General features: G+C 63.0%; 19 protein-coding genes. 8 read left to right on the forward strand and 11 right to left on the reverse strand.

The features are described 5' to 3' along the window. The coding region (locus tag V6L75_RS14305) for an MCP four helix bundle domain-containing protein (RefSeq protein WP_334252166.1) at nt 1-890 on the reverse strand (890 nt) is incomplete at its 3' end. A gap of 522 nt (nt 891-1,412) precedes the next feature. On the opposite strand from V6L75_RS14305, the gene V6L75_RS14310 reads away from it, so the two are divergent. The 3 genes from V6L75_RS14310 to V6L75_RS14320 are packed head-to-tail and all read left to right on the forward strand — an operon-like array spanning nt 1,413 to nt 3,305. Further along, complete coding sequence (locus V6L75_RS14310) at nt 1,413-2,243, forward strand: sulfite exporter TauE/SafE family protein (protein WP_334252167.1); 831 nt, start codon at nt 1,413-1,415, stop codon at nt 2,241-2,243. Then, a complete protein-coding gene (locus tag V6L75_RS14315; RefSeq protein ID WP_334252168.1) occupies nt 2,240-2,992 on the forward strand; it encodes an AzlC family ABC transporter permease in 753 nt (250 codons plus the stop codon). The genes V6L75_RS14310 and V6L75_RS14315 overlap by 4 nt, the downstream gene beginning before the upstream one ends. Continuing rightward, the gene (locus tag V6L75_RS14320) at nt 2,985-3,305 is read left to right on the forward strand and encodes an AzlD family protein (protein ID WP_334252169.1); all 321 of its coding nucleotides are present in this window, start codon (nt 2,985-2,987) and stop codon (nt 3,303-3,305) included. Before V6L75_RS14315 ends, V6L75_RS14320 begins: the two co-directional genes overlap by 8 nt. Here the strand turns inward: V6L75_RS14320 and V6L75_RS14325 are convergent. Further along, complete coding sequence (locus V6L75_RS14325; RefSeq protein WP_334252170.1) at nt 3,294-4,853, reverse strand: bifunctional aminoglycoside phosphotransferase/ATP-binding protein; 1,560 nt, start codon at nt 4,851-4,853, stop codon at nt 3,294-3,296. The two genes, V6L75_RS14320 and V6L75_RS14325, sit on opposite strands and share 12 nt — an antisense overlap. Nucleotides 4,854-5,008: 155 nt before the next feature. On the opposite strand from V6L75_RS14325, the gene V6L75_RS14330 reads away from it, so the two are divergent. The 4 genes from V6L75_RS14330 (at nt 5,009) to V6L75_RS14345 (ending at nt 11,264) form a co-directional block, all read left to right on the forward strand. Then, nucleotides 5,009-5,389: a hypothetical protein gene (locus V6L75_RS14330; RefSeq protein ID WP_334252171.1), complete on the forward strand. Its 381-nt coding sequence runs from the start codon at nt 5,009-5,011 to the stop codon at nt 5,387-5,389. A 174-nt stretch (nt 5,390-5,563) separates the two neighbouring features. Continuing rightward, nucleotides 5,564-7,234: a thiamine pyrophosphate-binding protein gene (locus V6L75_RS14335; protein WP_334252172.1), complete on the forward strand. Its 1,671-nt coding sequence runs from the start codon at nt 5,564-5,566 to the stop codon at nt 7,232-7,234. A gap of 189 nt (nt 7,235-7,423) precedes the next feature. After that, a complete protein-coding gene (locus tag V6L75_RS14340; protein ID WP_334252173.1) occupies nt 7,424-8,254 on the forward strand; it encodes a universal stress protein in 831 nt (276 codons plus the stop codon). A gap of 283 nt (nt 8,255-8,537) precedes the next feature. Beyond that, on the forward strand, nt 8,538-11,264 hold the full coding sequence (locus V6L75_RS14345) for a bifunctional acetate--CoA ligase family protein/GNAT family N-acetyltransferase (RefSeq protein ID WP_334252174.1): 2,727 nt from the start codon (nt 8,538-8,540) through the stop codon (nt 11,262-11,264). Between the two features lie 488 nt (nt 11,265-11,752). On the opposite strand, the gene V6L75_RS14350 is transcribed toward V6L75_RS14345, so the two are convergent. From V6L75_RS14350 to cysG, 5 genes are all read right to left on the reverse strand, one after another. Continuing rightward, nucleotides 11,753-12,313 (reverse strand): DUF934 domain-containing protein, encoded by a 561-nt coding sequence (locus V6L75_RS14350; protein ID WP_334252175.1) that lies wholly within the window; start codon nt 12,311-12,313, stop codon nt 11,753-11,755. A gap of 50 nt (nt 12,314-12,363) precedes the next feature. Continuing rightward, nucleotides 12,364-13,128 (reverse strand): phosphoadenylyl-sulfate reductase, encoded by a 765-nt coding sequence (locus tag V6L75_RS14355; protein ID WP_334252176.1) that lies wholly within the window; start codon nt 13,126-13,128, stop codon nt 12,364-12,366. Continuing rightward, nucleotides 13,115-14,773 (reverse strand): nitrite/sulfite reductase, encoded by a 1,659-nt coding sequence (locus V6L75_RS14360; protein ID WP_334252177.1) that lies wholly within the window; start codon nt 14,771-14,773, stop codon nt 13,115-13,117. Before V6L75_RS14360 ends, V6L75_RS14355 begins: the two co-directional genes overlap by 14 nt. Before the next feature lie 101 nt (nt 14,774-14,874). Then, a complete protein-coding gene (locus V6L75_RS14365; RefSeq protein WP_334252178.1) occupies nt 14,875-15,165 on the reverse strand; it encodes a DUF2849 domain-containing protein in 291 nt (96 codons plus the stop codon). A 60-nt stretch (nt 15,166-15,225) separates the two neighbouring features. Next, nucleotides 15,226-16,692, reverse strand: coding sequence for a siroheme synthase CysG (gene cysG, locus V6L75_RS14370; RefSeq protein ID WP_334252179.1), 1,467 nt, complete (start codon nt 16,690-16,692; stop codon nt 15,226-15,228). Between the two features lie 312 nt (nt 16,693-17,004). On the opposite strand from cysG, the gene V6L75_RS14375 reads away from it, so the two are divergent. After that, nucleotides 17,005-18,936 (forward strand): alpha/beta hydrolase domain-containing protein, encoded by a 1,932-nt coding sequence (locus V6L75_RS14375; RefSeq protein WP_334252180.1) that lies wholly within the window; start codon nt 17,005-17,007, stop codon nt 18,934-18,936. A gap of 69 nt (nt 18,937-19,005) precedes the next feature. On the opposite strand, the gene V6L75_RS14380 is transcribed toward V6L75_RS14375, so the two are convergent. The 4 genes from V6L75_RS14380 to V6L75_RS14395 all read right to left on the reverse strand — a co-directional run bounded on the left by V6L75_RS14380 (nt 19,006) and on the right by V6L75_RS14395 (nt 23,456). Then, on the reverse strand, nt 19,006-19,758 hold the full coding sequence (locus tag V6L75_RS14380; RefSeq protein ID WP_334252181.1) for an SDR family oxidoreductase: 753 nt from the start codon (nt 19,756-19,758) through the stop codon (nt 19,006-19,008). Between the two features lie 41 nt (nt 19,759-19,799). Further along, nucleotides 19,800-21,272, reverse strand: coding sequence for an aldehyde dehydrogenase family protein (locus tag V6L75_RS14385; RefSeq protein WP_334252182.1), 1,473 nt, complete (start codon nt 21,270-21,272; stop codon nt 19,800-19,802). 111 nt (nt 21,273-21,383) lie between these two features. Next, nucleotides 21,384-22,004, reverse strand: a complete 621-nt coding sequence (locus V6L75_RS14390; RefSeq protein WP_334252183.1) for an NUDIX domain-containing protein — start codon at nt 22,002-22,004, stop codon at nt 21,384-21,386. A 288-nt stretch (nt 22,005-22,292) separates the two neighbouring features. Then, nucleotides 22,293-23,456, reverse strand: a complete 1,164-nt coding sequence (locus tag V6L75_RS14395; RefSeq protein ID WP_334252184.1) for an iron-containing alcohol dehydrogenase — start codon at nt 23,454-23,456, stop codon at nt 22,293-22,295. Nucleotides 23,457-23,558 lie beyond the last annotated feature (102 nt).

Raw genomic sequence — 23,558 nt, forward strand, 5'->3', positions numbered from 1 at the left:
AGCGTCGTGGACAGGGTGTTGTCAATCCCCGCCTGCGCCTTCGGCCCAATCTCGTTCTGTGACGCTAGAACTTTGTCCTCAATCGCCTGATAGACGGCAGAAGTGGCCGGGCCAACTTGCGTAAGGATCTCCATCCGCTTCGAGTCGGCAGCCTTGACGCTCGCTTCAAACAGGGCACCCTGCGCCTTGACCTTGCCGAATGCCGGAAGCAGACCTGCTGTCTGCTGGGCAAGCTCTGGGCTCTGAGGCGCATCAGCTGCGGCTTTCAGCTGTTCTTCTGCGGCAGCGTAACGTGTTTTGACCTGCTCCAGATCACTGCCGCCAGCCGTCAGGCCGTAGCGGGCGATATAGAGGCGGGACAACAGAAATTGCTCCTGCGCCCGCACTGCTGCGGTGGCCACTTGAGCATTCTGGCCAGTAATGCTGTCTGCTATGATCTGCGAAAGCAGCGTGTTGAACTCGGTGTTCGCCGTCTGTATGGCTTTCACATTCTCGCCGGCCTTTGCCATCTCCCCCCTGAAGGAGACGAAAGTCTCGATATAGCGGTCGACAGAGCGCTCAGCGTCACGCAGTTCAGCGTAAAGAGGTGCGTTAGCGAGAGACTTTGCCGCCTGCGCTTTCGCACCCTTCAGTTTTTCAATGGCTTCATCCGCGTTTGCAGCGCTCTCGCTGGTTGGCTGCGCCATGAACCGGACCACAGCCAGACGCATTTCGGTGAGAGAAGAAGAAACATCAGACACCACTTCAGATTGAATGGCCGCTGAGCGATATTGTACAAAATAACGAGCAGCCAGCTGCAAGCCGTCATAACCGATATAGGAGACGGCAATAAGAGCGGCGACTGACAATCCGAAGCCGCTGAAGAGCTTTGTACGAACGGAGATACCCACAACATTTACCCCTGCAAGACCATTCCTCCACAATCGCTCTTAAATAATTACCACTTAACAACTTATTAATTTCTTTCTATAATAAGTTTTTTCACTAATCCAATTAACGATAATATAGTAAAAACTAAAGTTGATAAGTCACTTCAATAAAAAATATGAACAAAACGCCGTACACTAAAACTGATTACAGTATCATTTATGCCTACTTTAGACTTATGATATGAGAAATCACCGCAATCAAAAAATAGTTCGCACTTAAATGTTGGCATTGAACTTCGGCAATCGGGCAACTCGCTCATACTTCAGCATATATTCTCATAAGTTGCATTATTTTTTTAATGTAACCCAGGATATACTTTCTCCGGCCTGAAATTTCACCCGTTCATCGCGGGGCGGCAAATCCTCCTTGGCACCCGGCAAGCCCTTCAGGTAGTATAAATTGTATACAATAATGGAACTGTAATGCATTATTGCGGACATTGCGGCCCGCAGAGAGCGGCTGTTTCGAGGATACGGACACTCATGGATAACGCGAACATCATGGAACTGGCGTCGCTGGCTGCCGCCCTGCTGGCCACCGGAGCGATTGCGGGTATTGCGGCGGGCCTGCTTGGAGTCGGCGGCGGCATCGTCATCGTGCCAGTGCTTTACTATGTCTTCCCGCTGGTCGGCGTGGAGGAGGAAATCGTGATGCATCTGGCAGTCGGCACGTCGCTCGCCACCATCGTCGCCACGGGCTACTCCTCGGCCAGAGCGCACTGGTCTCGCGGCAGCGTAGATATGGAGCTGCTGAAGCGCTGGTGGCTGCCGATTTCGGCGGGCGTGATTGCTGGCGCAACGCTGGCCGGCAATCTCAGCGGCGGCGCACTGTCATTGGTCTTCGGCACGGTGGCGCTGCTGGTTTCTGCCAACATGGTGCTGCGCAAGGAAGGCAGCGGCCTTTCGGACCAGCTGCCCGGCTCACCTGTCCGCGAGATGCTGGGCGCCCTTATCGGCGGCGTCTCGGTGATGATGGGCATTGGCGGCGGCACACTGGGCGTGCCGATCCTGACGCTGTTTTCCTATCCGATCCGCAAGGCCGTGGGCACGGCGGCAGCCATCGGCCTCATCATCGCTGTGCCCGGCACGCTCAGCTCCATCTATTTCGGCTATGGCAATCCGGACTTGCCGCCGTTTTCACTCGGCTATATCAATCTTCTTGGCTTTATTCTGATCATCCCTGGCTCGCTTCTCATGGCCCCCGTGGGCGCGAAGCTGGCGCACACTTTGCCGCCAGCCAAGCTGAGGCTCGTCTTCGCTGCATTTCTTGCCTTTACCGGAGCCAGGATGATCTACAGCGTAATGGCAGGATGACGGACAACAGCGCCCCTATTACCCAAAGCGGCATGATGCTCGGCGTGCGGCAGACGTTGCCGCTCGTTCCGGGCATCATCACATTTGCGGCCGTGTTCGGCACGGTCTGCGCCCAAAAGGGGCTGACGCTGGCCGAAACCCTGCTGATCAACGCCTTCGTCTTTGCGGGCGCCTCGCAGTTTGTGGCGATGGAGCTCTACCGTGACCCGGTGACGCCTGCCGTCCTGCTGGCGATGACGGGGATCGCCGCAGCGGTCAACCTGCGCATGCTGCTGCTGGGTGCCTCGCTGCGGCCCTGGCTTGGAGCCTCCCCCGCCTGGCAGGTCTATCCTTCTCTCTATTTCCTCACCGACATGAACTGGCTGCTTGCCCTGCGCTACCGCGCCGGCGGGGGCAGCGACTGGGGCATTTACCTCGGCAGCGGACTGCTGATCTGGGTGCTCTGGGCAGTGGCCGTCATTCCGGGCTATTTCCTCGGCCAGCTGTTTGCCGAACCGCAGCGCTGGGGCCTTGATCTGGTGATGCCCGCCCTCTTCATCACCATGCTGGTGCCCCTGTGGAAGGGCCGCCGCCAGACGCTGAGCTGGGGCGTTGCCGCAGTGGTTGCCCTTGCCAGCTGGCAGCTGATCGGCGGCTACTGGTTCGTGCTGACGGGAGCCATTGCAGGCGCCATCGCCGGGGCCTATGCCAGCGACCCAAATGCCGCTGACGCCGCAGCAGAGAGGAACACGGAGACGCCGAATGGCTGAGAGCCCCTTCTCCGTCGATCTCCTGTTTTTCCTGACGGTCATGGCCATGACCGGCGTGACTTATCTGATGCGTGCCGCAGGCTACTGGGTCATGGGGCAGGTGCCTTTGACCCCGCGCATCCGCCGGGGGCTGGAAGCCTTGCCAGGGGCGATCATCGTTTCAACGATCCTCCCCATCGCACTGAAGGGCGGAGTGCCCGCCGCCCTGTGCCTCCTGGTTGCCGCCGGTGTGATGGCAGTGCTGCGCAAGGATATCGTAGCGGTGGTGCTGGCCATTGCCGCAGCGGCGGGCGCACGCGCTTTAGGGTTCTAGCCTGAGCGCCCTGAGTGCTGCAGCGAGCGTGTCATCGATAGCTGCGCCTGCCCCGATGACCTGCCAGTCCACCGGCCCCAGATCATAGGTCAACTGGCGGGAGACAACCTCTACCGTCGCATCTGACGCATCACCCTTTCGGGCGCTCACGCGGGCCTTGAGCGTGGCTTCCTCAGCCTCCAGCCAGAGCCCGGTGAACGGCAGTTCCATCAGCGCAGCCAGATCCGCCACCGCCTGCCGCTCGCCCGGCCTTGCGTGCACGGCATCGAGAATGACGCTATGCCCGGCCGCAAGCGCTGCCCGTGCCTCTGCCATCATCGCCGCATAGACTGTATCGCTCGCCTCCTGCGTATAGGCGCAGGCCGGTGCCCGGCTGGTCTCCTCAAGGCCCAGAATGCGCTTGCGCAGCACATCGCTGCGCAGCACCCTGGCGCCCGGCAGTGGCAGCAGATGCGGTGCAATCAGCCCCGCCAGCGTTGATTTTCCGGTGCCTGACAATCCGCCAATGGCGATGAGGCGGGGCGTGGCCGGTTCCAGCGCCCGGCAGGCCAGGGCAAAATAGGCCCGCGCCGCCTTGCGCTGCGCATCGGCCAGTGCCGCCTCTTGCTGGTTGACGATGCTGGCCGCCGCGATCTTGGCCCGGATGGCAGCGCGCATGGAGATGTAAAGCGGCAGCACTGCCAGCCCCTCGCCCGTCTCCGGCAGCTGCGTCAAATCGAGATAGCGGTTGAGCAGATGGCAGGCCGCAGGCGCCTGGCCTCGCTCGATCAGATCCATCAGCGCAAACCCCAGATCATAGAGCACGTCGCCGGTGGCAATGCCGTCGTCAAACTCAACCGCATCGAAGAGCACCGGCTCACCGTCAATCAGCACAACATTGGCGAGATGCGCATCCCCATGCGCCAGCCGCACCAGCCCCTTGCCCCCGCGCTGGAGCACCAGATCCTTGATACGGTCAAGCGCGGCACGGGTGGCGGAGACCAGCGCCCCGGCCTCACGGGGTGGAAACAGTTCCGGCGCGGCGCGGAAGGCAGCCTCATTCTGCACGCCGTAGCTGCAGAGCCCGGCAAACCACTCCGCCGCATCCCGCACTGGCGCCAGCGCATGGGCAGCGGCAAAGGTTCTCGCCAGCGCCGAGGTGAGGCATTGCGGCAGCGGTCCTCTGGCCGCCACATGGTCCAGCGTGGCACTTTCATCAAAGCGGCGCATGTGTACCAGCGGCTCCACAAGCTCCCCTTCCCCGCCCAGCGCCAGCGTTCCGTCCGTGCGCCGTATCACCGCTGTCTCACCCGGATAAAGCTCCGGCGCAAACAGGCGGTTGCGGGTCAGTTCCGCCGTCACCGCCCGGCGGCGCAAGGGAAGCGCCGAATAATCCAGAAAGGGAAAACGTACGGCGCGCTTCATCTTGTAGGCATCTCCGCCAATCAGAAATACCGTGTTGGCGTGGGTGTCGATCCGCCGCGATCCGGGCTCCGCCCGCACCAGCGTATCGAGAAAGGCATAGGCTTCCGTCTGATCATCCGGCTGATGGCGTTCTGGCAGGGGCATGTGCGTCTCCCATTTCCGCTGCGGCAGCAGCTTTCACCATGCGGCAGATACCGGCCTGCCGAATTGATCCTGCTCAATGACCCGCCGCCGTCCTGTGCCAGTCTGGGGTCAGAAGAACCGGCAGAACGCCGGAAGAAGCTAGGAGGGACGCGTCCATGACCGCAAGCCATTGCCTGAAGAAGATAAGACTGAACCTCGCCCGGACCAAAGAGTTCCCCAATGGCTCGGCAAACCATGGCTATGAGTTCACCGCGCCGCTGGACGGCACGGGCCATATCGATGCCGTGGCATGGAAAGCCGCACGCGACCATTGCCGCGTCCGCCGCTTCTGGGGCAGCGAGGAGGAAGAGATCGGCCATCTGGTCCACCGTCCCGGCGGCTCCTGGGCCTTCCGCTATGACATTGACGGCGATGATGACGATGAAGCCGGTTACCGCTTCGGCTCCCACGCCTTCGAGCCGGGGGAATATGTGTCGATCCGCGATGAAGACGGAGAGCTCCACACATTCCAGGTAGTCACCGTACTTCCCGTGTGATCCTTGATGAAATTCTGGCTCCGTGCGGCTCTTCATTCTGATATGGAATGAAGTCATTGCAAAAAGCCGTGCGGAGCCGGTGTCCTGCGCCGTGCCAATTCCCATCCACCTGCGTTATAGATCAGGCAGGCTCGCGCAGCCTTGCGCATCTGCAACAACAGCGGGAAAACGGATATGGCACAGAAGACCGGCGGTCAGCTCCTCGTGGAAGCATTGGAAACCCATGGGGCGGAGCGCGTGTTCTGCGTGCCGGGCGAGAGCTATCTCGCGGTTCTCGATGCCCTGCATGATGCCAATATCCCGGTCACCGTGTGCCGTCAGGAAGGCGGCGCAGCAATGATGGCCGAGGCCCATGGCAAGCTGACGGGCCGGCCCGGCATCTGCATGGTCACCCGGGGCCCCGGAGCCACCAATGCCTCTGCGGGCGTGCATGTGGCGGCGCAGGATTCCACGCCGATGATCCTCTTCATCGGCCAGATCGAACGCGGCATGCGCGAGCGTGAGGCGTTTCAGGAAGTCGACTACCGGCAGATGTTCGGCGGCATCGCCAAGTGGGTTGCTGAGATCGACCACGCAGACCGGGTGCCGGAGTTCATCTCCCGCGCCTATCATGTGGCCACGTCAGGCCGCCCCGGACCCGTCGTTCTGGCCCTTCCGGAAGACACGCTGGTGGAACTGGCCGATGTAAACCAGCCCGAGCCGTGGAAACAGGTGGAGACCCACCCCGGCCTGACCCAGATGGCCGATCTGCAAAAGCGCCTGTGGGCGGCAGAGCGCCCCATCGCCATTCTCGGCGGCAGCCGCTGGACGGCAGAGGCCGTGGCTGCCTTCACCCGTTTTGCCGAGCGCTTTGAACTGCCGGTTGCCTGTTCCTTCCGCCGTCAGATGCTGTTCGACAACCTGCATCCCAATTATGCAGGTGACGTTGGCATTGGCGCCAATCCTAAGCTGCTCGCCCGCATCAAGGCCAGCGATCTGGTGCTGCTGGTGGGAGGGCGCCTGTCTGAAATGCCGAGCCAGTCCTACACGCTGCTGGACATTCCCCAGCCTTCGCAGCAATTCATACATGTCTATCCGGACCCGGACGAGCTGGGCCGTGTGTACCGCCCAAGCCTTGCCATCAACGCCTCCCCCACCGCCTTCTGCAAGGCGGCTGAAGGGATGCAGCCGCCGGCCAGCAACAAATGCGCGGGCACCGCTCAAGAGGCTCACGCAGACTACCTCGCATGGTCGGGCGCCAGGCCGCAGACGCCGGGCGCGCTGCAGATGGCAGGCGTCATGGACTATCTGGAGGCCAACGCCGCTCCCGGCACGATCTTCACCAATGGCGCGGGCAACTATGCCACCTGGCTGCACCGCTTCCACCGTTTCCGCCAGTTTGGCACGCAGGCTGCTCCCACCTCCGGCTCAATGGGGTATGGCCTGCCAGGCGCAATTGCTGCCAAGCTCGCCTTCCCGCAGCAGGATGTGGTCTGCTTTGCCGGTGACGGCTGCCTGCAGATGACCATTCAGGAGCTGGGCACGGCGGCGCAGGAGGGAGCAGCCGTCATCGTGCTTGTCATCGACAACGGCATGTATGGCACCATCCGCATGCATCAGGAGCGGCATTATCCGGGCCGCATCTCGGCAACGAAACTGGAGAACCCGGATTTCGCCGCCCTTGCCCGCGCCTATGGCGCACATGCGGAAACAGTGACGGCAACGGAAGACTTCGGCCCGGCGTTCGAGCGGGCCCGGGCCAGCGGCAAGCTGTCGCTGCTGCATCTGAAGCTCGATCCGGAAGCCCTCACGCCAGCCGCCTCTCTGAGCCAGATCCGTGCTGCCGCAGAAGCTGCCAAAGCCTGAGACATTTCTTTTCCCGTCACAGCAGCGCGCGGAACAAACACGTTCCGCGCGGCATTCTTTCCTTGAGCAGCCGGATCTGATCAAGGGTTGAAAATATCGGGATTGACCCGTGTCAATGTACGGTCATGCTTGCCAGCCTAACGTGAGACCTGAAGGGCTCATGAGGGGCCAAGCGACGGGAGACTTGAAATGGCTTTGAGAGACATTCTGATGGTGACCGATCTGTCGGGCGAACAGCAGGCCGTGAAATACGGCATCGAGCTTGCTGCCCGCTGCGACGCCCATGCGACCGGCCTCGCCCTTTCCTATGAACCCGTGGTGCCGGCTTTTGCGGCAGCTCCTGTTCCGGTCGATTTCATCGAGCAGAGCAGGCAGTTTGCGCTGGCCTCCGCCAAGGCGTCGCTGGACACCTTTAACGAGCTGGCACGCCTTGGCGGCGTGAAATCCGAAGGCCGGCTGGCCGAAGTCATCACTGGCGGCCCGATGGAGCCGGTGCTGCGCCATTGCCGCCTGACGGACCTGATCGTCGTCGGGCAGGACAACCCGGATCAGCCGGAACCCATGCGCGAATTGCTGATCGAAACCGCCCTGTTTGAAAGCGGCGTGCCGGTTCTGATCGTGCCCTATATCGGCGCTCCGGCCCCGAAGTTCGAGAATGTGCTGGTTGCCTGGGACGGCAGCTCCACTGCCACCCGTGCCGTCCACGCAGCCCTGCCGATCCTTGGTATGGCGAAGAAAGTGACCGTGCTTATCATCAACAAGGGCTCGAAGATGGCCGGTGAACCGGGCGCCGACATGGCCACCTATCTGGCCCGCCACGGCCTCAACGTCACCGTGGACGTGATCACCAACACCCAGACCAGTGTCGCCGAGACGCTGCTGAACTATGTCAGCGACAACGGCAAGGATCTGGTGGTGATGGGCGGCTACGGCCACAGCCGCGTGCGCGAATTCCTCTTCGGCGGCGCCACCCGCGACATCCTCGCCGCCATGACCGTGCCGGTGCTGATGGCGCATTGACGGGGCAGCGGTCGCTTCAGAGGCACGGCCTATCGGTTCCCCTCCCTTTGAGGGGAACCGATAGGCTTCAGTCAGAGCAGTAAGAACCTGAAAATGCTTGCCTTTTCCAGTATCAAAGCAGCGCTTGCGGCCTCTTCTTATACGATGTGTGAAGCTGGTGGCCTTGAGGGGGAGAGGGAACTGAAAGGCTGTGCCTGCAACTGGCACTGTTGACTGTTGAGGCCGCACCCGGCACCCTTCGCCCGCGCAGCCCGATCACACGTCCTGCCGGAGTGTTCAGACCATGACCATCCGTAATCTGGAAGGCCTCTTCGCACCCGGCAGTCTTGCCATCCACGGGCCCAATGCCCAGGCCGCCGCACTGCCCGGCCTGATCATCAGCCGGTTGCAGGCCTCCGGCTTCCGGGGGCGGACGGCGCTGATCAATCTGGAGGCGCCCGATGAGGCCGACAGCTGGCCCGTGTTTGCCAGCATCGCGGACCTGACATTCACGCCGGACCTGCTGATCTACCTCGGGCCCGCAGAAGCAGCCCCCGCAACGATCTCCCAGGCTGCGGAGCTCGGAGTGAAGGCCGTGGCGCTGCAGTCGGCAGGCTATGAATCCTGGTCCGAAGCGACGGTTTCCGCCGCTATGCAGGCGGCCCGTCAGCATGCAGTTCGCCTCATCGGCCCTGGTAGCCTTGGCGTTGCCGCACCTCATGCCGGGCTCAATCTTCTGGCCACCCGCGAGGCGCCCCAAGCAGGGGATCTTGCGCTGATCGCCCGCTCCGGCGCAGTGGTCAACAGCATCCTGTCCTGGGCCTCGTCCCGCAAGATCGGGTTTTCCGGAGTTGCTTCCCTTGGCCAGCGCAGCGATGTGGATGGCGGCGACCTGATCGACTATTTCGCCTCCGATTACCGCACCCGCGCCATCCTGCTGCATGTGGAAGCGGTGCACAATCCGCGCAAGTTTCTCTCTGCCGCAAGGGCGGCAGCACGCAGCAAGCCGATCATCCTGATCCGTTCCGGGCGCAGCCGCGATGCGGCGGCCAGCGGCAACACCCATGCAGGGCGGCTGACGCGTGCGGATGCGGTCTATGAAAGCGCCCTGCGGCGCTCCGGTATCCTGCGCATTGCCGACCTAGACGAGTTGTTTGAGGCGGTGGAGACCCTTACCCGGCTGAAAGTGCCGAAATGCCAGAGGCTTGGCGTCATCGCCAATGGCCGCAGCCTTGCCACCCTTGCCGCCGATCGGCTGCAGGACGGCCGGGCGGAGCTGGCCGAACTGGACGCAGAAACCCTAGACAGCCTGCAGCCGCTGATCCGCCCGGGTACCCAGCCCGGCAACCCGCTGACACTGCCGGAAGGTGCCGCGCCCGAAGCCGTGGAACAGGCCGTCACCGCCATGCTTGCGAGCACAAGCGTGGACGGCGTTCTGGTTCTGGCGGCGCCCAATCCCTTTGTGCCGGGTGAAGATGTGGCCCGCGCTATTGCCAATGCCGCCGACAAGGACAAGCGCCGCCTTGGCCGCCGCAAGGCCGTGGTTGCCGCCATGGTGGGGGAAGATCCGCTGCCGCGTGCCTCCCTCGATTTCGCCCGCGTCCCGGTCTATGCCAGCCCGGCGGAAGCTGTGCGCAGCATCCTCTACCTCAAGCGCAGCGCCGAGGCGCAGGAAGCCCTGATGGCTTCTCCGCCGAGCCTGCCGTCGGACTTCTCGCCCGATGTGGAGGATGCCCGCGCCATCGTCACCGCCGCCCTGAAGGAGGGCCGCAGCATGCTGGATCCAGCGGAAACGGCAGCCCTGCTCTTTGCCTACCGTGTGCCGATGATCGAGACCCATCTCGCCCGCACCATTGATCAGGTGCGGCAGATGGCGGGCAGCCTGCTGGAGCGCCATCCTGCCTGCGTGGTCAAGGCCTGGTCCACCGCCCTGCCCTTCAAGTCCGACATCGATGGCGTGCGCCTTGGCATCGAAAGCTCCGATGCAGCTGCACAATCGGCACAGGAACTGATCGATCTCGTGGCCCGCACCCATCCAACGGCGCGGATCGAGGGCTTCACCCTGCAGCCGATGCTGGAAGCCAAACACGGGCTCGAACTTTTCGCAGGGCTTGGTGATGACCCCTCCTTCGGGCCGGTTATCGCATTCGGACAGGGCGGCACCTCAGTGGAAGTCTCCGGCGATGTATCGCTCGAACTGCCGCCGCTGGACCTCAACCTTGCAAACCAGCTCATCCGCCGTACCCGTGTCTCCCGTCTGTTCCCCGCCTTCCGAGGCCATCCGGAACGGGACATGCAGGCCGTCGCCCTCACCCTGATGAAGCTGTCGCAGATCACCATCGACCTGCCGCAGGTGCGGGAGCTGGATATCAATCCGCTGGTCGCCCTGCCGCAGGGCGTGCTGGCGCTGGATGCGCGCATCGTGGTGGGTGAGGCGCCGGTGCAGGCGGGACGTGCCGGCTCTTCCCGCCTTGCCATCGCCCCCTATCCGCAGGAGTGGGAACAGACGCTGACGCTCAGAGAAGGTGAGAAGGTTTTCGTCCGCCCCGTCCGTCCGGAAGATGAGGATCTGTTCCGCGCCTTCTTCGAGCAGGTGTCGCCGGAAGACCTGCGCCTGCGCTTCTTTGCACCGGTGAAGGACTTCGACCACCGCTTCCTGTCACGGCTGACCCAGCTCGACTACGCCCGTGCCATGGCGCTGGCGGCGATCGATCCGGAGACGGGCGATCTTCTCGGCGTGGTGCGCCTGCATGCAGACCCGGACCACAAGACCGGCGAATATGCGGTGATGGTGCGCTCGGACCTGAAGGGCCGGGGGCTCGGCTGGGCGCTGATGAAGCTGATCATCCGCTATGCGGAGGTGGATGGCATCGACACCATCAAGGGTGAGGTGCTGAAGGAAAACACCAGCATGCTGACCATGTGCGAAGCCCTCGGCTTCACCATGATCACCTCCCCCGACGACCCCGCCATCGCCCTCGTCACCCTCTCTGTCAAATCGGCAGCTGCGACGATGGATGGACCGGGGTGAGGGATTTCGTGCGTTTCTGCAATTGAGGGAAGGTGCTGGAAACGGACTGCCAGTCAGGCCCCAACTCCTCTCCCCCCTCAGGGTGAGCTACCAGATTAACATATCAGGTGCGAACACCGCCCGCAGTGATGCATCTGATTTGTGACAGGGCCTCTCCGCCCCCCTCCCCCTGGTGGGGAGGGGTAAGGGGTGGGGGGCTCCGAGCCTGCAAAGATCTGAAAAATTGAACTTTTTCCGAAGAGGCATCACGAGGGCCAGCTGTCTGAAATCCCTGGACACTCTGCCAAGACGGAAAGGCATTCCCCCCACCCCTAACCCCTCCCCACGAGGGGGAGGGGGGCGGCAGGCGCCTCCCGAAAAGCAAACGCCTCATTGCGGGCAGTTTCCGGATCTGATGTGTGTATGCAGCAGCTCAAGAGGCAGAAGAGCTGGCGTCTGACTTACCAATCAGGAAGAACAGCACGTGGGCCAGGAAGCCACCCCTCGCCTCACTCCACCACGGCGCCCGTGGTGAGTTTACGCTCGCTGTTGGGGCGGCGGGCCCAGGGACGGGTACCAGCCGGGATTTCGGTGACGGTACCGACCGGCTGAAGATAATGGGTCACTTCCGGCCAGATGCCCGCCTTTAGCGCAGCTTCCACATGCGGCTTGCTGATCTCGAAGCTGGAAACACCGCAGCGGAGCATCAGGGGGATCTGGTCGAGGATGAAGTCGCCGATGGCGCGGATGTCGCCCTCATAACCCATCTGCTCGCGCAGAATGCGGGCGGAGGAAAAGCCCCGGCCATCACTGAACTTCGGGAACTCCACCGCAATGCGCGGCAGGCGGGCGGCGAAGGGCGCCAGCGCCTCAACGTCATCACCCGGGCTCACCAGAACGGCGATATCAGCGGCCATCGCAAGGAATGTATCGGCATCCGCCAGAAAGCGCGCCTGCGGCACCAGAAGCTTCAGGCCATCTGCAAAGGGATGGGCTGGCAGCTCAGCGTCCTTGTCGAGGCGTTCCCAGCTTTCCTGCGTGAAGCCGCCATTGGCGTAGATCGAGGTCATCAAGTGCGTCCTTCGCAAAATTCGTCAGGTATCCATCTCAGGCATCCGTCTCAGGCGCCGGTCACAGGACCGGCGCCGGAAGCGCCCAGAGACAGATGGATGCCGCATTCGGTCTTCTCCTGGCCACGCCAACGGCCAGAGCGCGGGTCTTCACCCGGCGCCACCTTGCTGGTGCAGGGCAGGCAGCCGATGGAGGGATAGCCTTCCGCCACCAGCGGATGCGGCGGCAGATCATGTTCCTTGGCATAGGCCAGAATATCGCTAGCCGTCCAGCTGGCCAGCGGATTGACCTTCACCCGGCCCTCTTCCACTTCAAACACCGGCAGCGCAGCGCGGGTGCTGCTCTGGAAGCGCTTGCGGCCGGAAATCCAGGCATCAAAGCCCTTCAGCGCGGTCGCAAGCGGCACCACCTTGCGGGCGTGGCAGCAGGCATCGGTATCGCTCATCCAGAGCATGCCGCCGGCATCCACTGCCGCCAGCGCCTCCGGATCAGGCCTTGCATCCCTGACGCCGGTGAGGCCAAGCCGGTCCACCAGCAGGTCGCGGTAGCGCAGTGTCTGCGGAAAATGCTTGCCCGTTTCGACAAAAATCACTGGCGTGGATGGGTCAACCACCGACACCATGTGCAAGAGCACAGCCGAATCCGCGCCGAAGCTGGAGACGAGCGCAATACGCCCCGCATAGTGATTGCGGATGGCATCGCGCAGGACCGTCTGCGGGCTCTCGCCTTCATACTGCCGGGCAAAGGCCAGCGCTTCCGCGCCAGCACCCAGTTCCGGATCCAAGGCGAGACCGCTTAACTCACTCAGAGCCATAGAGGGCCTCCTTGAACGGATCCTCGCCAACGCGGCGGTACACCTGCAGGAAGGTCTCCTGCGGGGACTGGCGCAGGCCGAGATAGGCATCCACCAGCGTCTCGATGGCATCAACCACCTCGTCGGAGGAGAAGCCGCGGCCGATGATCTCGCCGATGGACGAGCTTTCGTTGGCCGATCCGCCGAGCGTGATCTGGTAGAACTCCTCGCCCTTCTTTTCGAGGCCGAGAATGCCGATATGGCCCACATGGTGATGGCCGCAGGCGTTGATGCAGCCGGAGATCTTGATCTTCAGCTCACCAATCTCGCTCTGCCGCTCCGGCGCGCCGAAGCGTTCGGAAATGCGCTGCGCCACCGGGATGGAGCGGGCCGTCGCCAACGCGCAGTAATCCATGCCCGGGCACGCGATGATGTCGGTGATGAGCCCGGCATTGCCTTCGGCGAGGCCGTTCTTCACCAGCACGTCGAAGATTTCCGGCAGATCATCCAGCGCCACATGCGGCAGGATAACGTTCTGCTCGTGGCTGATGCGGATCTCGTCAAAGGCATAGGCCTCGGCAAGGTTCGCAATCACATCCATCTGCGCATCCGTCGCATCACCGGGAATGCCGCCAATCGGCTTCATGGAGATGGTGATGCTGGTGTAGCCCGGCACCCGGTGCGGGTTGAGATTGTGCGCAACAAAGCGTGCGAAGGCAGTATCGCCCGCCACACGTGCTTCCACCTTGGCGCTGACCGCATTGCGCGGCTCCAGGGCGGGAGGCGCAAAGTAGGTTTCGATGCGGCGCACTTCCTCATCCGGCAGGCGGAGCACGCCATAGCGGATCTTCTCGAACTCGGCCTCGATATCGGCCTTCAGCTCTTCAAGGCCCGTCTCGTGGACGAGGATCTTGATGCGCGCCTTGTACTTGTTGTCGCGGCGGCCATAGAGATTGTAAACGCGCAGGATCGCTTCCGAATAAGCCAGCAGATCCTCTTCGGGCAGAAAATCGCGCACCTTGCGGCCAATCATCGGCGTGCGGCCCAGCCCGCCGCCGACGAAGACGGTGAAGCCAATCTCACCCTTGTCATTGCGGGTCAGCTGCAGGCCGATGTCATGCACCTGCACCGCCGCGCGGTCATGCGGAGCGCCGGTGATGGCCACCTTGAACTTGCGCGGCAGGAACGAGAACTCCGGATGGAGCGACGACCACTGGCGCAGGATCTCCGCATAGGGGCGCGGGTCGGCGATCTCGTCAGCGGCAGCACCGGCAAAATGATCGGCAGTCACATTGCGGATGCAGTTGCCGGAGGTCTGGATGGCGTGCATCTCCACTTCCGCCAGCTCTTCCAGAATGCGCGGCGTGTCCTTCAGGCTCGGCCAGTTGAACTGGATGTTCTGGCGCGTGGTGAAGTGGCCATAGCCCTTGTCATAGGTGCGGGCGATGTGTGCCAGGCGGCGCATCTGGCGGCTGTTCAGCGTGCCATAGGGAATGGCGACGCGCAGCATGTAGGCGTGAAGCTGCAGATACAGCCCGTTCATCAGGCGCAGCGGCTTGAACTCATCCTCGGTCAGCTCGCCGGAGAGACGGCGGCGCACCTGATCGGCAAACTGTGCGGTGCGCTCCTTGACGAAAGCCTGATCAAATTCATCGTAGCGGTACATGTTGCGTCTCCAGGGCGGCAGCCGGGCTGCGCCGAAAATCTGTCATCTGGCAGGGCGGATGCCGGTGCACCAGCGCCTTTGTTTCACTCAGGCCGTTCTATTCAGGAACGGGCCTGCTTGCCGAGGGCGGGATGGGTGGTTGGGCCGGCGGCGCGGATCTTCTCGCGCAGGCGCTCCGGCACCCGCTTGCCATCCTCGTCCTTGATCTCGATGTCGTACGGGTCGACGATCTCGCGCGAGGCGACCGATTTTGCCGCCAGCGCCAGCGCCTCGGCCACTGCGTCCTTGCCCTCGAGCAGACGCGCCTCGCCGATCAGCTCGACCCAGGCGCCGTTTTCGCCCTGAAACACGACCTCGCCGTCGATCAGACGGTTGGCGGTGATCACCTTCATGCCTCTCTCCTCATCAGGCGCGGGCTTGCCCGCTGCCTGCAAAATTCCGGCAGGCCCGCGTCAGGCCGCCTTGATCGCTTCTGCCGCCGCCGCAATCGGCACGGCCTTTTCCATCACGCCATGGCCCACGGCCTCGCCGATCACCATAAGCACGGCGCCATTCACATCCTTGCGCCCGGCAAGCTGCGGCAGGTCGGCCAGCGTTCCGGTAAACTGGCGCTCGTCCGGATGGGCCGCGTTCTCGATGATCGCCACCGGCGTCGTGGGCTTCAGCCCTGCCGCCATCAGCCGCACCGACACGGCCGCCGCCACGCTGCGTCCCATATAGACCGCAACGGTGGAGCCCCGCAGGGCGAGATTGGCCCAGTCTGGCAGGGTTTCGCTCTCCGCATTATGTCCTGTCGCAAACACCAGCGTGGATGCGACGCCCCGAAGTGTCAGAGGAATCTGCGCGGAGGCCGCTGCCGCAAAGGCCGCCGTCACGCCCGGCACCACCTCGAAGCCGATCCCGGCCTCACGCAGCGCTTCCATTTCCTCACCCGCACGGCCAAACACCAGCGGATCACCCGCTTTCAGCCGCACCACCTTGTGCCCGGCTTCGGCCAGTTCCACCAGCACCTTGTTGATTTCGCCCTGCGGCACCGAATGGGCGCCCTTGCGCTTGCCAACGGAAATGCGCTGCGCATCGCGGCGGCCCATGGCGACCACCGGGTCCGGCACCAGCGCATCGTGCACGATCACATCCGCTTCCTGCAGCAGCCGCTGGGCGCGCAGGGTCAGAAGATCCTCAGCGCCGGGGCCAGCACCCACCAGCCAGACGAAGCCCCGGTCATCCGTGGCGCTGTTGAGCAGGCGCTGTGCCTCGGCACGGGCGGCGTCGGCGCGCCCGGCGTAAAGATTGGTAGCAACGGAACCGGAAAAGAACCGCGCCCAGAAGCGGCGGCGCAGCGCGCCATCGGTCAGCACCTTCGCTGCCGTGTCGCGCAGGCTTTCAGCAAGGCGGGCAAGATCCCCCGTCGCACGCGGCAGCATGCCTTCGATGCGGGCGCGGATGTGGCGCGCCAGCACCGGGCCGACACCGGTGGAGGTGATGGCAACGGCAATGGGCGCACGGTTGACGAGAGCACCTGTGTAGAAATCGCAAAGTTCCGGCTTGTCCACCGCATTGGCCGGCACGCCGAGAATGCGCGCCGCCTGCACCACGGCACGGTCCAGCACCTCATCTTCACGGGCGGAAAACACCAGCGCAGCACCGTTGAGATGGCGCGGACGGAAATCCTCAACCACATGGGTGGCCCCAACCATCTCCATCACCTCGGCCAGTTCCGGCTCGATGTGTGCGGAAACGACCTCGATCAGCGCATTGGTCTCGCCCAGCAGCCGCACCTTCGCCGCCGCCTCGCCGCCATGGCCAACCACGACAACGCGCCGGTCCGCAACCTTGTGAAAGGCCGGGAACACGTCAAGACGCCTGTGGCGTCTGTTCTCGCGGGACTCGCCGCCGGATGCTGATCCGGTACCGGACATGAAGGCACTCCTGCATCAATGATGACACGCACAATAGCGGTTGCACGGCGATTATGCCGGGCATCGTTTTTCAAACCTTGAAAAGGGGGAGAAAAAGAATCCTCAGTTCGCCGGTTCCACGAACAAGATCAGCCATCCGCACGCAACCCTGCAAGCCGCAAAGCCGCAGAAACCGTCCTTGTCTTCCCTCCCTGACCCCACTTCGAATGCACGGAAACATTATCACGTATACAACATCATTGACTCTGTGCGCAGAGGTGTCCCACGATCCCTTGCGCTTGACGATCTCAAGCGCAAGGGAGGAGAAAAATCATGAGAGGAAAACATGCTCTGCCAGCGGTTCTCCTGGCAGCAACGGTTCTGTCCGGCAACGCAAACGCCCGCGTTACCGGGTTTCAGATACAGTCAACCAGCCCCGCCTTTGAAGGCGCCACTTTCGCAGACACCGGCGCCTATGAGCGGATCGACGCTATCGCCACGATCGCCGTTGACCCGGATGCGCCGGCCAATGCCGGAATTGTGGATCTGGACAAGGCACCCCGCAACGCCAAAGGGGAAGTGGAGTTCACCACCGAGGTCTTCATCCTGCGTCCGGCTGATGCAAAAAAGCAGTCGCCTTTCCTGTTTTATGAAGTTCCCAACCGTGGCCGGAATCTGAGCTTTACCCTGCTCAACCGCGCGCAAGCTTCAGGCGTGCCCGCCAAGGCAGAAGATGCGGGTGATGGTTTTCTCATGAACCGGGGCAGCACGGTTGTCTGGAGCGGCTGGCAGTTCGATGTACCTGAGGCAGGCATCAACATCACCTTGCCGAAACTTCCGGGCGTCAAGGGTACGTCCCGTGAGCAGATGATCTTTGACAAGCCCGGCGAGACGGGAAAAATCCCCCTCACCTATGCGGCGGCCGATCTTGATCCCTCAAAGGCACGCCTGACGGTGCGTGCAACGCCGGAGGATGCGCCAGCCACACCCGAAGGCCTCACCTTCAAATATGTCAGCAATACCGAAATTGAGATCACCCGCCCTGCCGGGCTGGATGCAGGGGCGATTTATGATTTCGTCTATCCGGCGGAAGGCAGCGTACCGTTAGGCCTCGCCTTTGCCGCAACACGGGATGTGATTTCCTTCCTGCGCGGCAACGAAGGCCATGACGCAGAAAACCCGCTCACCGGCATCAAGCACACGGTCGGCATGGGCATTTCCCAGTCAGGCCGCTTCCTGCGGGATTTCATCTACCAGGGCTTCAATGCCGATGAGGGCGGGCACAAGGTTTTCGACGGCGCGATGGCGCATATTGCGGGCTCGCGCAAGTCCTTCACCAACTACCGCTTTGCCCAGCCCGGGCGCTATTCCCGCCAGCATGAAGACCATGACTATCCTGGTGACCAGTTTCCCTTCACCTATGCCCTTACAACAGATCCGCTCACAAACAGGCGCGAGAGCATTCTGAGCACCTGCATGGCGACGGACACTTGCCCGAAGATCATGCATTCGGATACTTCAACCGAGTTCTGGCAGGGCCGTGCCTATCTGGTATCAACGTCACCAGAAGGAGAGCCTCTGGCAATGCCGGACAATGTCAGGCTCTATTTCCTGGCAGGCGCGCCACATTTCAACGGCTGGGGGCTCAAATCCGAAATGAGCAAGACCTGCGTCAATCCTACGAACCCGCTCAGTGCGGCACCGGTCATGCGGGCGCTTTATGCTGCGATGGAGGATTGGGTGGCGGAAGACAAAGCCCCGCCTGCGAGCCGCTACCCCACATTCTCCGATGAAACACTGGTCAAGCTGGACGATCTCAAGCTGCCGATCATTGACGGCGTTGCGGCACGCCCGAAGTTCAACACGCTGCGGGTGATGGACCATTCCGTTCAGCCACCGCTGCAAGGTGCCACTTATGCGGAATATGTTCCTGCCGTTGACAAGGATGGCATTCCGCTTGGCGGTATACGCCTTCCCGCCGTTGCAGCTCCGCTCGGCTCCTACGCAGGCTGGAATCTGCGTGCAAAGGACTTTGCCGAAGGTGAACTTTGCAGCCTGACCGGCAGCTACCAGCCCTTCCCGGCGACTGCGGCTGCCAATGACAGCCGCACGCCGGTCAAGGCACGCTACAAGGACCAGCAGGCCTATCTGGATGCAGTGAAAGTGGCAGCCGACGGCCTTATCGCCGAAGGCCTCATGCTTTCCGGGGATACCGGCTATGTGCTGGAAAGCGCCAAAGCCGATGCAGGCGCGGTTTGGAAGTGAGTTGAGGCTTTCCTGAAAACAAGACCGGCGGCCAATTGGCCGCCGGCCGCTTTTTGAAATCCTGTATCCTCAAATGCAGCGGCCGCCATCGACTTCCAGGGCCACGCCGGTGATGAATTCGGCATCATCGGAGGCAAGCCACAGGGCGGCGTTGGCGATGTCCTGCGGGGTGGAGAGACGGCCAAGCGGAATGGAGGCGCGGAACTGGGCGCGCTTTTCCGGCGTGTCCTCCCCCATGAACAGATGCAGCATGCCCGTCTCGCCAGCCACCGGGCAGAGCGCGTTGACGCGGATCTTCGCCGGGGCCAGTTCCACCGCCATGGACTTGGTAGCCGTTATGGCCCAGCCCTTGGAGGCATTGTACCAGGTGAGGCCCGGACGCGGACGCAGGCCTGCGGTGGAGGCAGTGTTGATGATGACACCGCCGCCCTGGGCTTCCATGACCGGCACAACAGCAAGCGCCGCCAGATAGATCGCCTTGGCGTTCACATCAAAGATGCGGTCGAAGGTTTCCTCATCGACGCCCAGCATGGAGCCGTTGCGGTGGGAATAGCCGGCGTTGTTGACGAGGATATCCAGCCGCCCGAAATGGCCGGTGGCCGCCTTGACCATCGCCTCCACATCGGCCCGCACCGTCACGTCTGCCGTCACCGCAATGGCGGCTTCGCCGATTTCCGATGCCACACGCGCTGCCGCCTCGCCATTGAGATCGGCAACGATCACTTTCGCTCCCTCGCTGGCAAAGAGCTTCGCCATGCCCTCGCCAAAGCCGGAGCCTGCGCCGGTGATGACTGCCACCTTGCCCTTGAGCCGGTCTGCCATGATTTCCTCCCTGAATTGCTGATTATTCGAACAGGGCTGCGTCAGCCGTGACGCAACACCAGTGTCTTGGTTGCTGAGAAATCGTAGAGCGCCTCAAAGCCCTTCTCACGGCCATGACCGGACTTCTTGAAGCCGCCGAAGGGCAATTCGATGCCGCCGCCCGCGCCATAGGCGTTAACGAAGACCTGGCCCGCGCGCACGGCCTTGGCCACCCGCACCGCCCGCTGGGCATCACGCGTCCACACGCCTGCCACAAGGCCGAACTCGGTGCCATTGGCAATGCGCAGCGCCTCTTCCTCGTCGCGGAAGGGAATGAGCGACAGCACGGGGCCGAAGATCTCCTCCCGCGCGATCAGATGATCGGCAGGCACCGGGCCAAAGACGCGGGCTGGCACGAAATGACCTTCGCTGGACGCATCCGGCGCAATCGCGCCTTCGGCAATCAGGGGGATGCCATCGGCGAGCGCCCGGTCCACGAAGGACTGCACGCGCCGCAGCTGGCCCGCGTTGATCAGCGGCCCCAGATCGAGATCGGCGCTGTGCGGGCCGGAAACGAGAGTACGGATGCGGGCGCGCAGGCCCTCGACCACCTCATCCCAGATACCCTTGTGCACCAGCACGCGGCTGCCGGCCGAACAGGTCTGGCCGCAGTTCTGGATGATGGCATTGACGATGACCGGCAAGGCCGCGCCGAGGTCAGCATCATCGAAGACGATCTGCGGCGACTTGCCGCCCAGCTCCAGCGTGCAGCCGATGTGGTTCTTGGCCGCTGCCGTCTGGATCATCACCCCCACTTCCGGCGAGCCGGTGAAGGTGAGGTAGTCAAGGCCCGGATGGTTGGAGAGCGCGGCGCCAGCCTCGGAGCCCAGCCCCGGCACCACATTGAAGACGCCCGCCGGAAAGCCAGCCTCCAGCGCCAGTTCGGCGACGCGCAGCACGCTGAGGCAGGCGTCTTCCGCCGGCTTCAGCACCAGCGTGTTGCCCATGGCCAGCGCCGCACCGGCGACACGGCCCATGATCTGCGCCGGATAGTTCCAGGGAATGATGCCGCCGACAACGCCATGCGGCTCACGCAGGGTCATGGCCAGGAAGCCGTCAGCGGTGGGGATGGTGTCCCCCATCACCTTGTCTGCCGCCCCGCCATAGAATTCGAAATAGCGGGCGAGCGCGGTGATATCCGCCTTGCCCTGCTTCAGCGGTTTGCCCGCATCAAGGCTTTCCAGTGCGGCAAGCTCGTCATGGTGCTCCGTCACCAGTGCCGACAGCTTCATCAGCAACCGGCCACGGTCTGCCGCCGTCAGCTTCGGCCAGGGTCCGGATTCGAAGGCCTTGCGGGCGGCCGCGACAGCCCGGCCCACCTCCGCTGCATCACAGCGCGGAATAACGGCAATGATCTTGCCATCCGAGGGGCACAGGCTTTCGAACACCTGCCCGTCTGGCGTGAACACCCGCTCCCCATCAATGATGGCCGCCGGCTTCAGCACATCCCCTGCCGCAATGGTCCGTAATGGCATGACTTCCTCCCTGCTCGCAGATGGGTCAGCAGGCGCCGCAGTTTCAGGCCGCCTCTCCCCTCCGCGCTGTTACATGATTTGCACGCTAACGGATGAAAAACGCTGGTGCAATCAATCCGCGCCGGAAAACAGCTCAGGTTCTGTCAGCATCAGATGCTGCAACAGGATCAAGGCCTTGGCATCGCGGATTGCGCCCTGCCGCCAAAGCGCAGCCGCCTGCGCGCAAGTCAGCTCTTGGACAGTGATATCCTCGCCTTCCTCCACCAGACCGCCGCCGCCCTCGCGCTCGCTTCCCGAGTAGTCGCACAGGAAATGGTCCACCCGGCTGCCCAGAATGCCGGGGCTGGAGTAGCTGGAACAGGCCAGCTTCAGCCCCTTGGCCTCGACGCCGAATTCCTCCATCAGCTCGCGCCTTGCCCCGTCCAGCACGTCCTCGCCCTCCTCAAGGCGGCCTGCACAGACCTCCCAGGGGAACGGGTCGTCCTGATCCGCCATCACCGGCACACGCAGCTGGCGGCACAGCAACAGGCATTTGCGCCTGCGGTCCACTGGCAGGATGGCCACCACATTGCGGCCATAGCGCACCACCTCGCGCACGATGGTCTGCTGCACGCCGTCGCTGCGGGCCTGATCCACGGTGATCTCCTCCACCGTGCAGCGGCCCTCGTAAACCATCCGGCGGGCACGCACGGAAATGCGCTTGCGGCGGGCGGCATCATCTTCGCTGTTCATGGGATTTCCTGACGGGATGATTGAGACTGGATTGAGAGCCTAGCCGATGTAGGAGCGCTGTGCACCTGCTGCCTCTCCATCGTCATCCCCGCCAAGCGGAGCGCGAGCGGGGACCGGTGAGCCGGGGTGCAAATTGGTTGACGGCACCAGAACCTCAATGCCTTGACTCACCGGTACCGGATCTCCGCTTCGCTGCGTCCGGTATGACGACGGAGGGGTTTTTAGAATAAAAGGCGCCGCCCTCGCAGGCCGCGCCTTCCGTCAGTTCAGGTCATATGCACCGGCAGATCACAGCTCGCCGGAGAGGGCGGCGTCGAAGATGGCAAGCGCAGCATCACGGGTGAGTTCCACCGGGTTGCCGCCTGCGGTCGGATCGACGATGGCCATGTCCGCGATCAGGTCGCGCTTGGCGCCATCGACACCGAGGCCGCCGATGGTGTGGGGCACGCCGAGGTCGGAGCGCATCTTCAGGATGTGCTCCAGGAAGCCGTCGAAACCGCCCTTGATCCCGCAGAATCCGGCCAGCCGCTCGATCTTGGCCTCGATGGCGGAGCGGTTGAACTTCAGCACATAAGGCATGAAGACAGCATTGGTCATGCCGTGGTGCGTGTCGTAGAGCGCGCCGACCGGATGGGACAGGGCGTGGATGGCGCCAAGGCCCTTCTGGAAGGCAACTGCCCCCATGGCACCGGCGCTCATCATGTGGCCGCGTGCCACCAGATCCTGACCATTGGCAGCAACAAGCGGCAGGTTTTCCAGCGCAAGGCGCGCGCCTTCAACCGCGATGCCTTCCGACATCGGGTGATAGAAGGGCGAGCACAAGGCCTCCAGACAGTGGGCCAGCGCATCCATGCCGGTGCCGACGGTGATCATGCGCGGCATGCCGGTGGTCAGCTCCGGATCGCAGATGACGTAGGACGGCAGCATCTTCGGGTGGAAGATCACCTTCTTGGTGTGGGTCTCCTCATTGGTGACCACGCCGGCTCGTCCGACTTCCGAGCCCGTGCCTGCAGTGGTCGGCACGGCGACGATCGGGGCAATCCCGGCCGGGTCGGCGCGGGTGTACCAGTCGCCGATATCCTCGAAGTCCCAGATCGGGCGGGTCTGACCGGACATGAAGGCAATCAGCTTGCCCGCATCAAGGCCCGAGCCGCCGCCCACGGCGATGACGCCGTCATGGCCGCCTGCCTTGTAGGCGGCAACGCCTGCGGTAATGTTGCTGTCGACCGGGTTGGGCTTCACGTCCGAGAAGACGGCGGCCTCGATGCCATCGGCCTTGAGCAGGTCGAGCATGGCAGCGGTCATCGGCAGCTTGGCAAGGCCAGGGTCGGTGACCAGCAGCGGGCGCTTCATGCCCGCAAGCTTCACAACGGCGGCCAGCTCCTTGATGCGCCCGGCACCAAAGCGCACGGCAGTCGGATAGGACCAGTTGACAGAGGGAACGGTGGTCATGGTTCAGGCTTTCAGTCAATTGATGCGTCGGGATCAACGCGGTCGATAGTGTTGAACAATGAACAGGCTGGGCCGTGCCATTCCCCTCTCCCTCAAGGGGGA

Origin of the sequence: Pannonibacter anstelovis (assembly GCF_036881715.1) — a bacterium.
In the GTDB taxonomy this organism is placed as follows: Bacteria; Pseudomonadota; Alphaproteobacteria; order Rhizobiales; family Stappiaceae; genus Pannonibacter; species Pannonibacter anstelovis.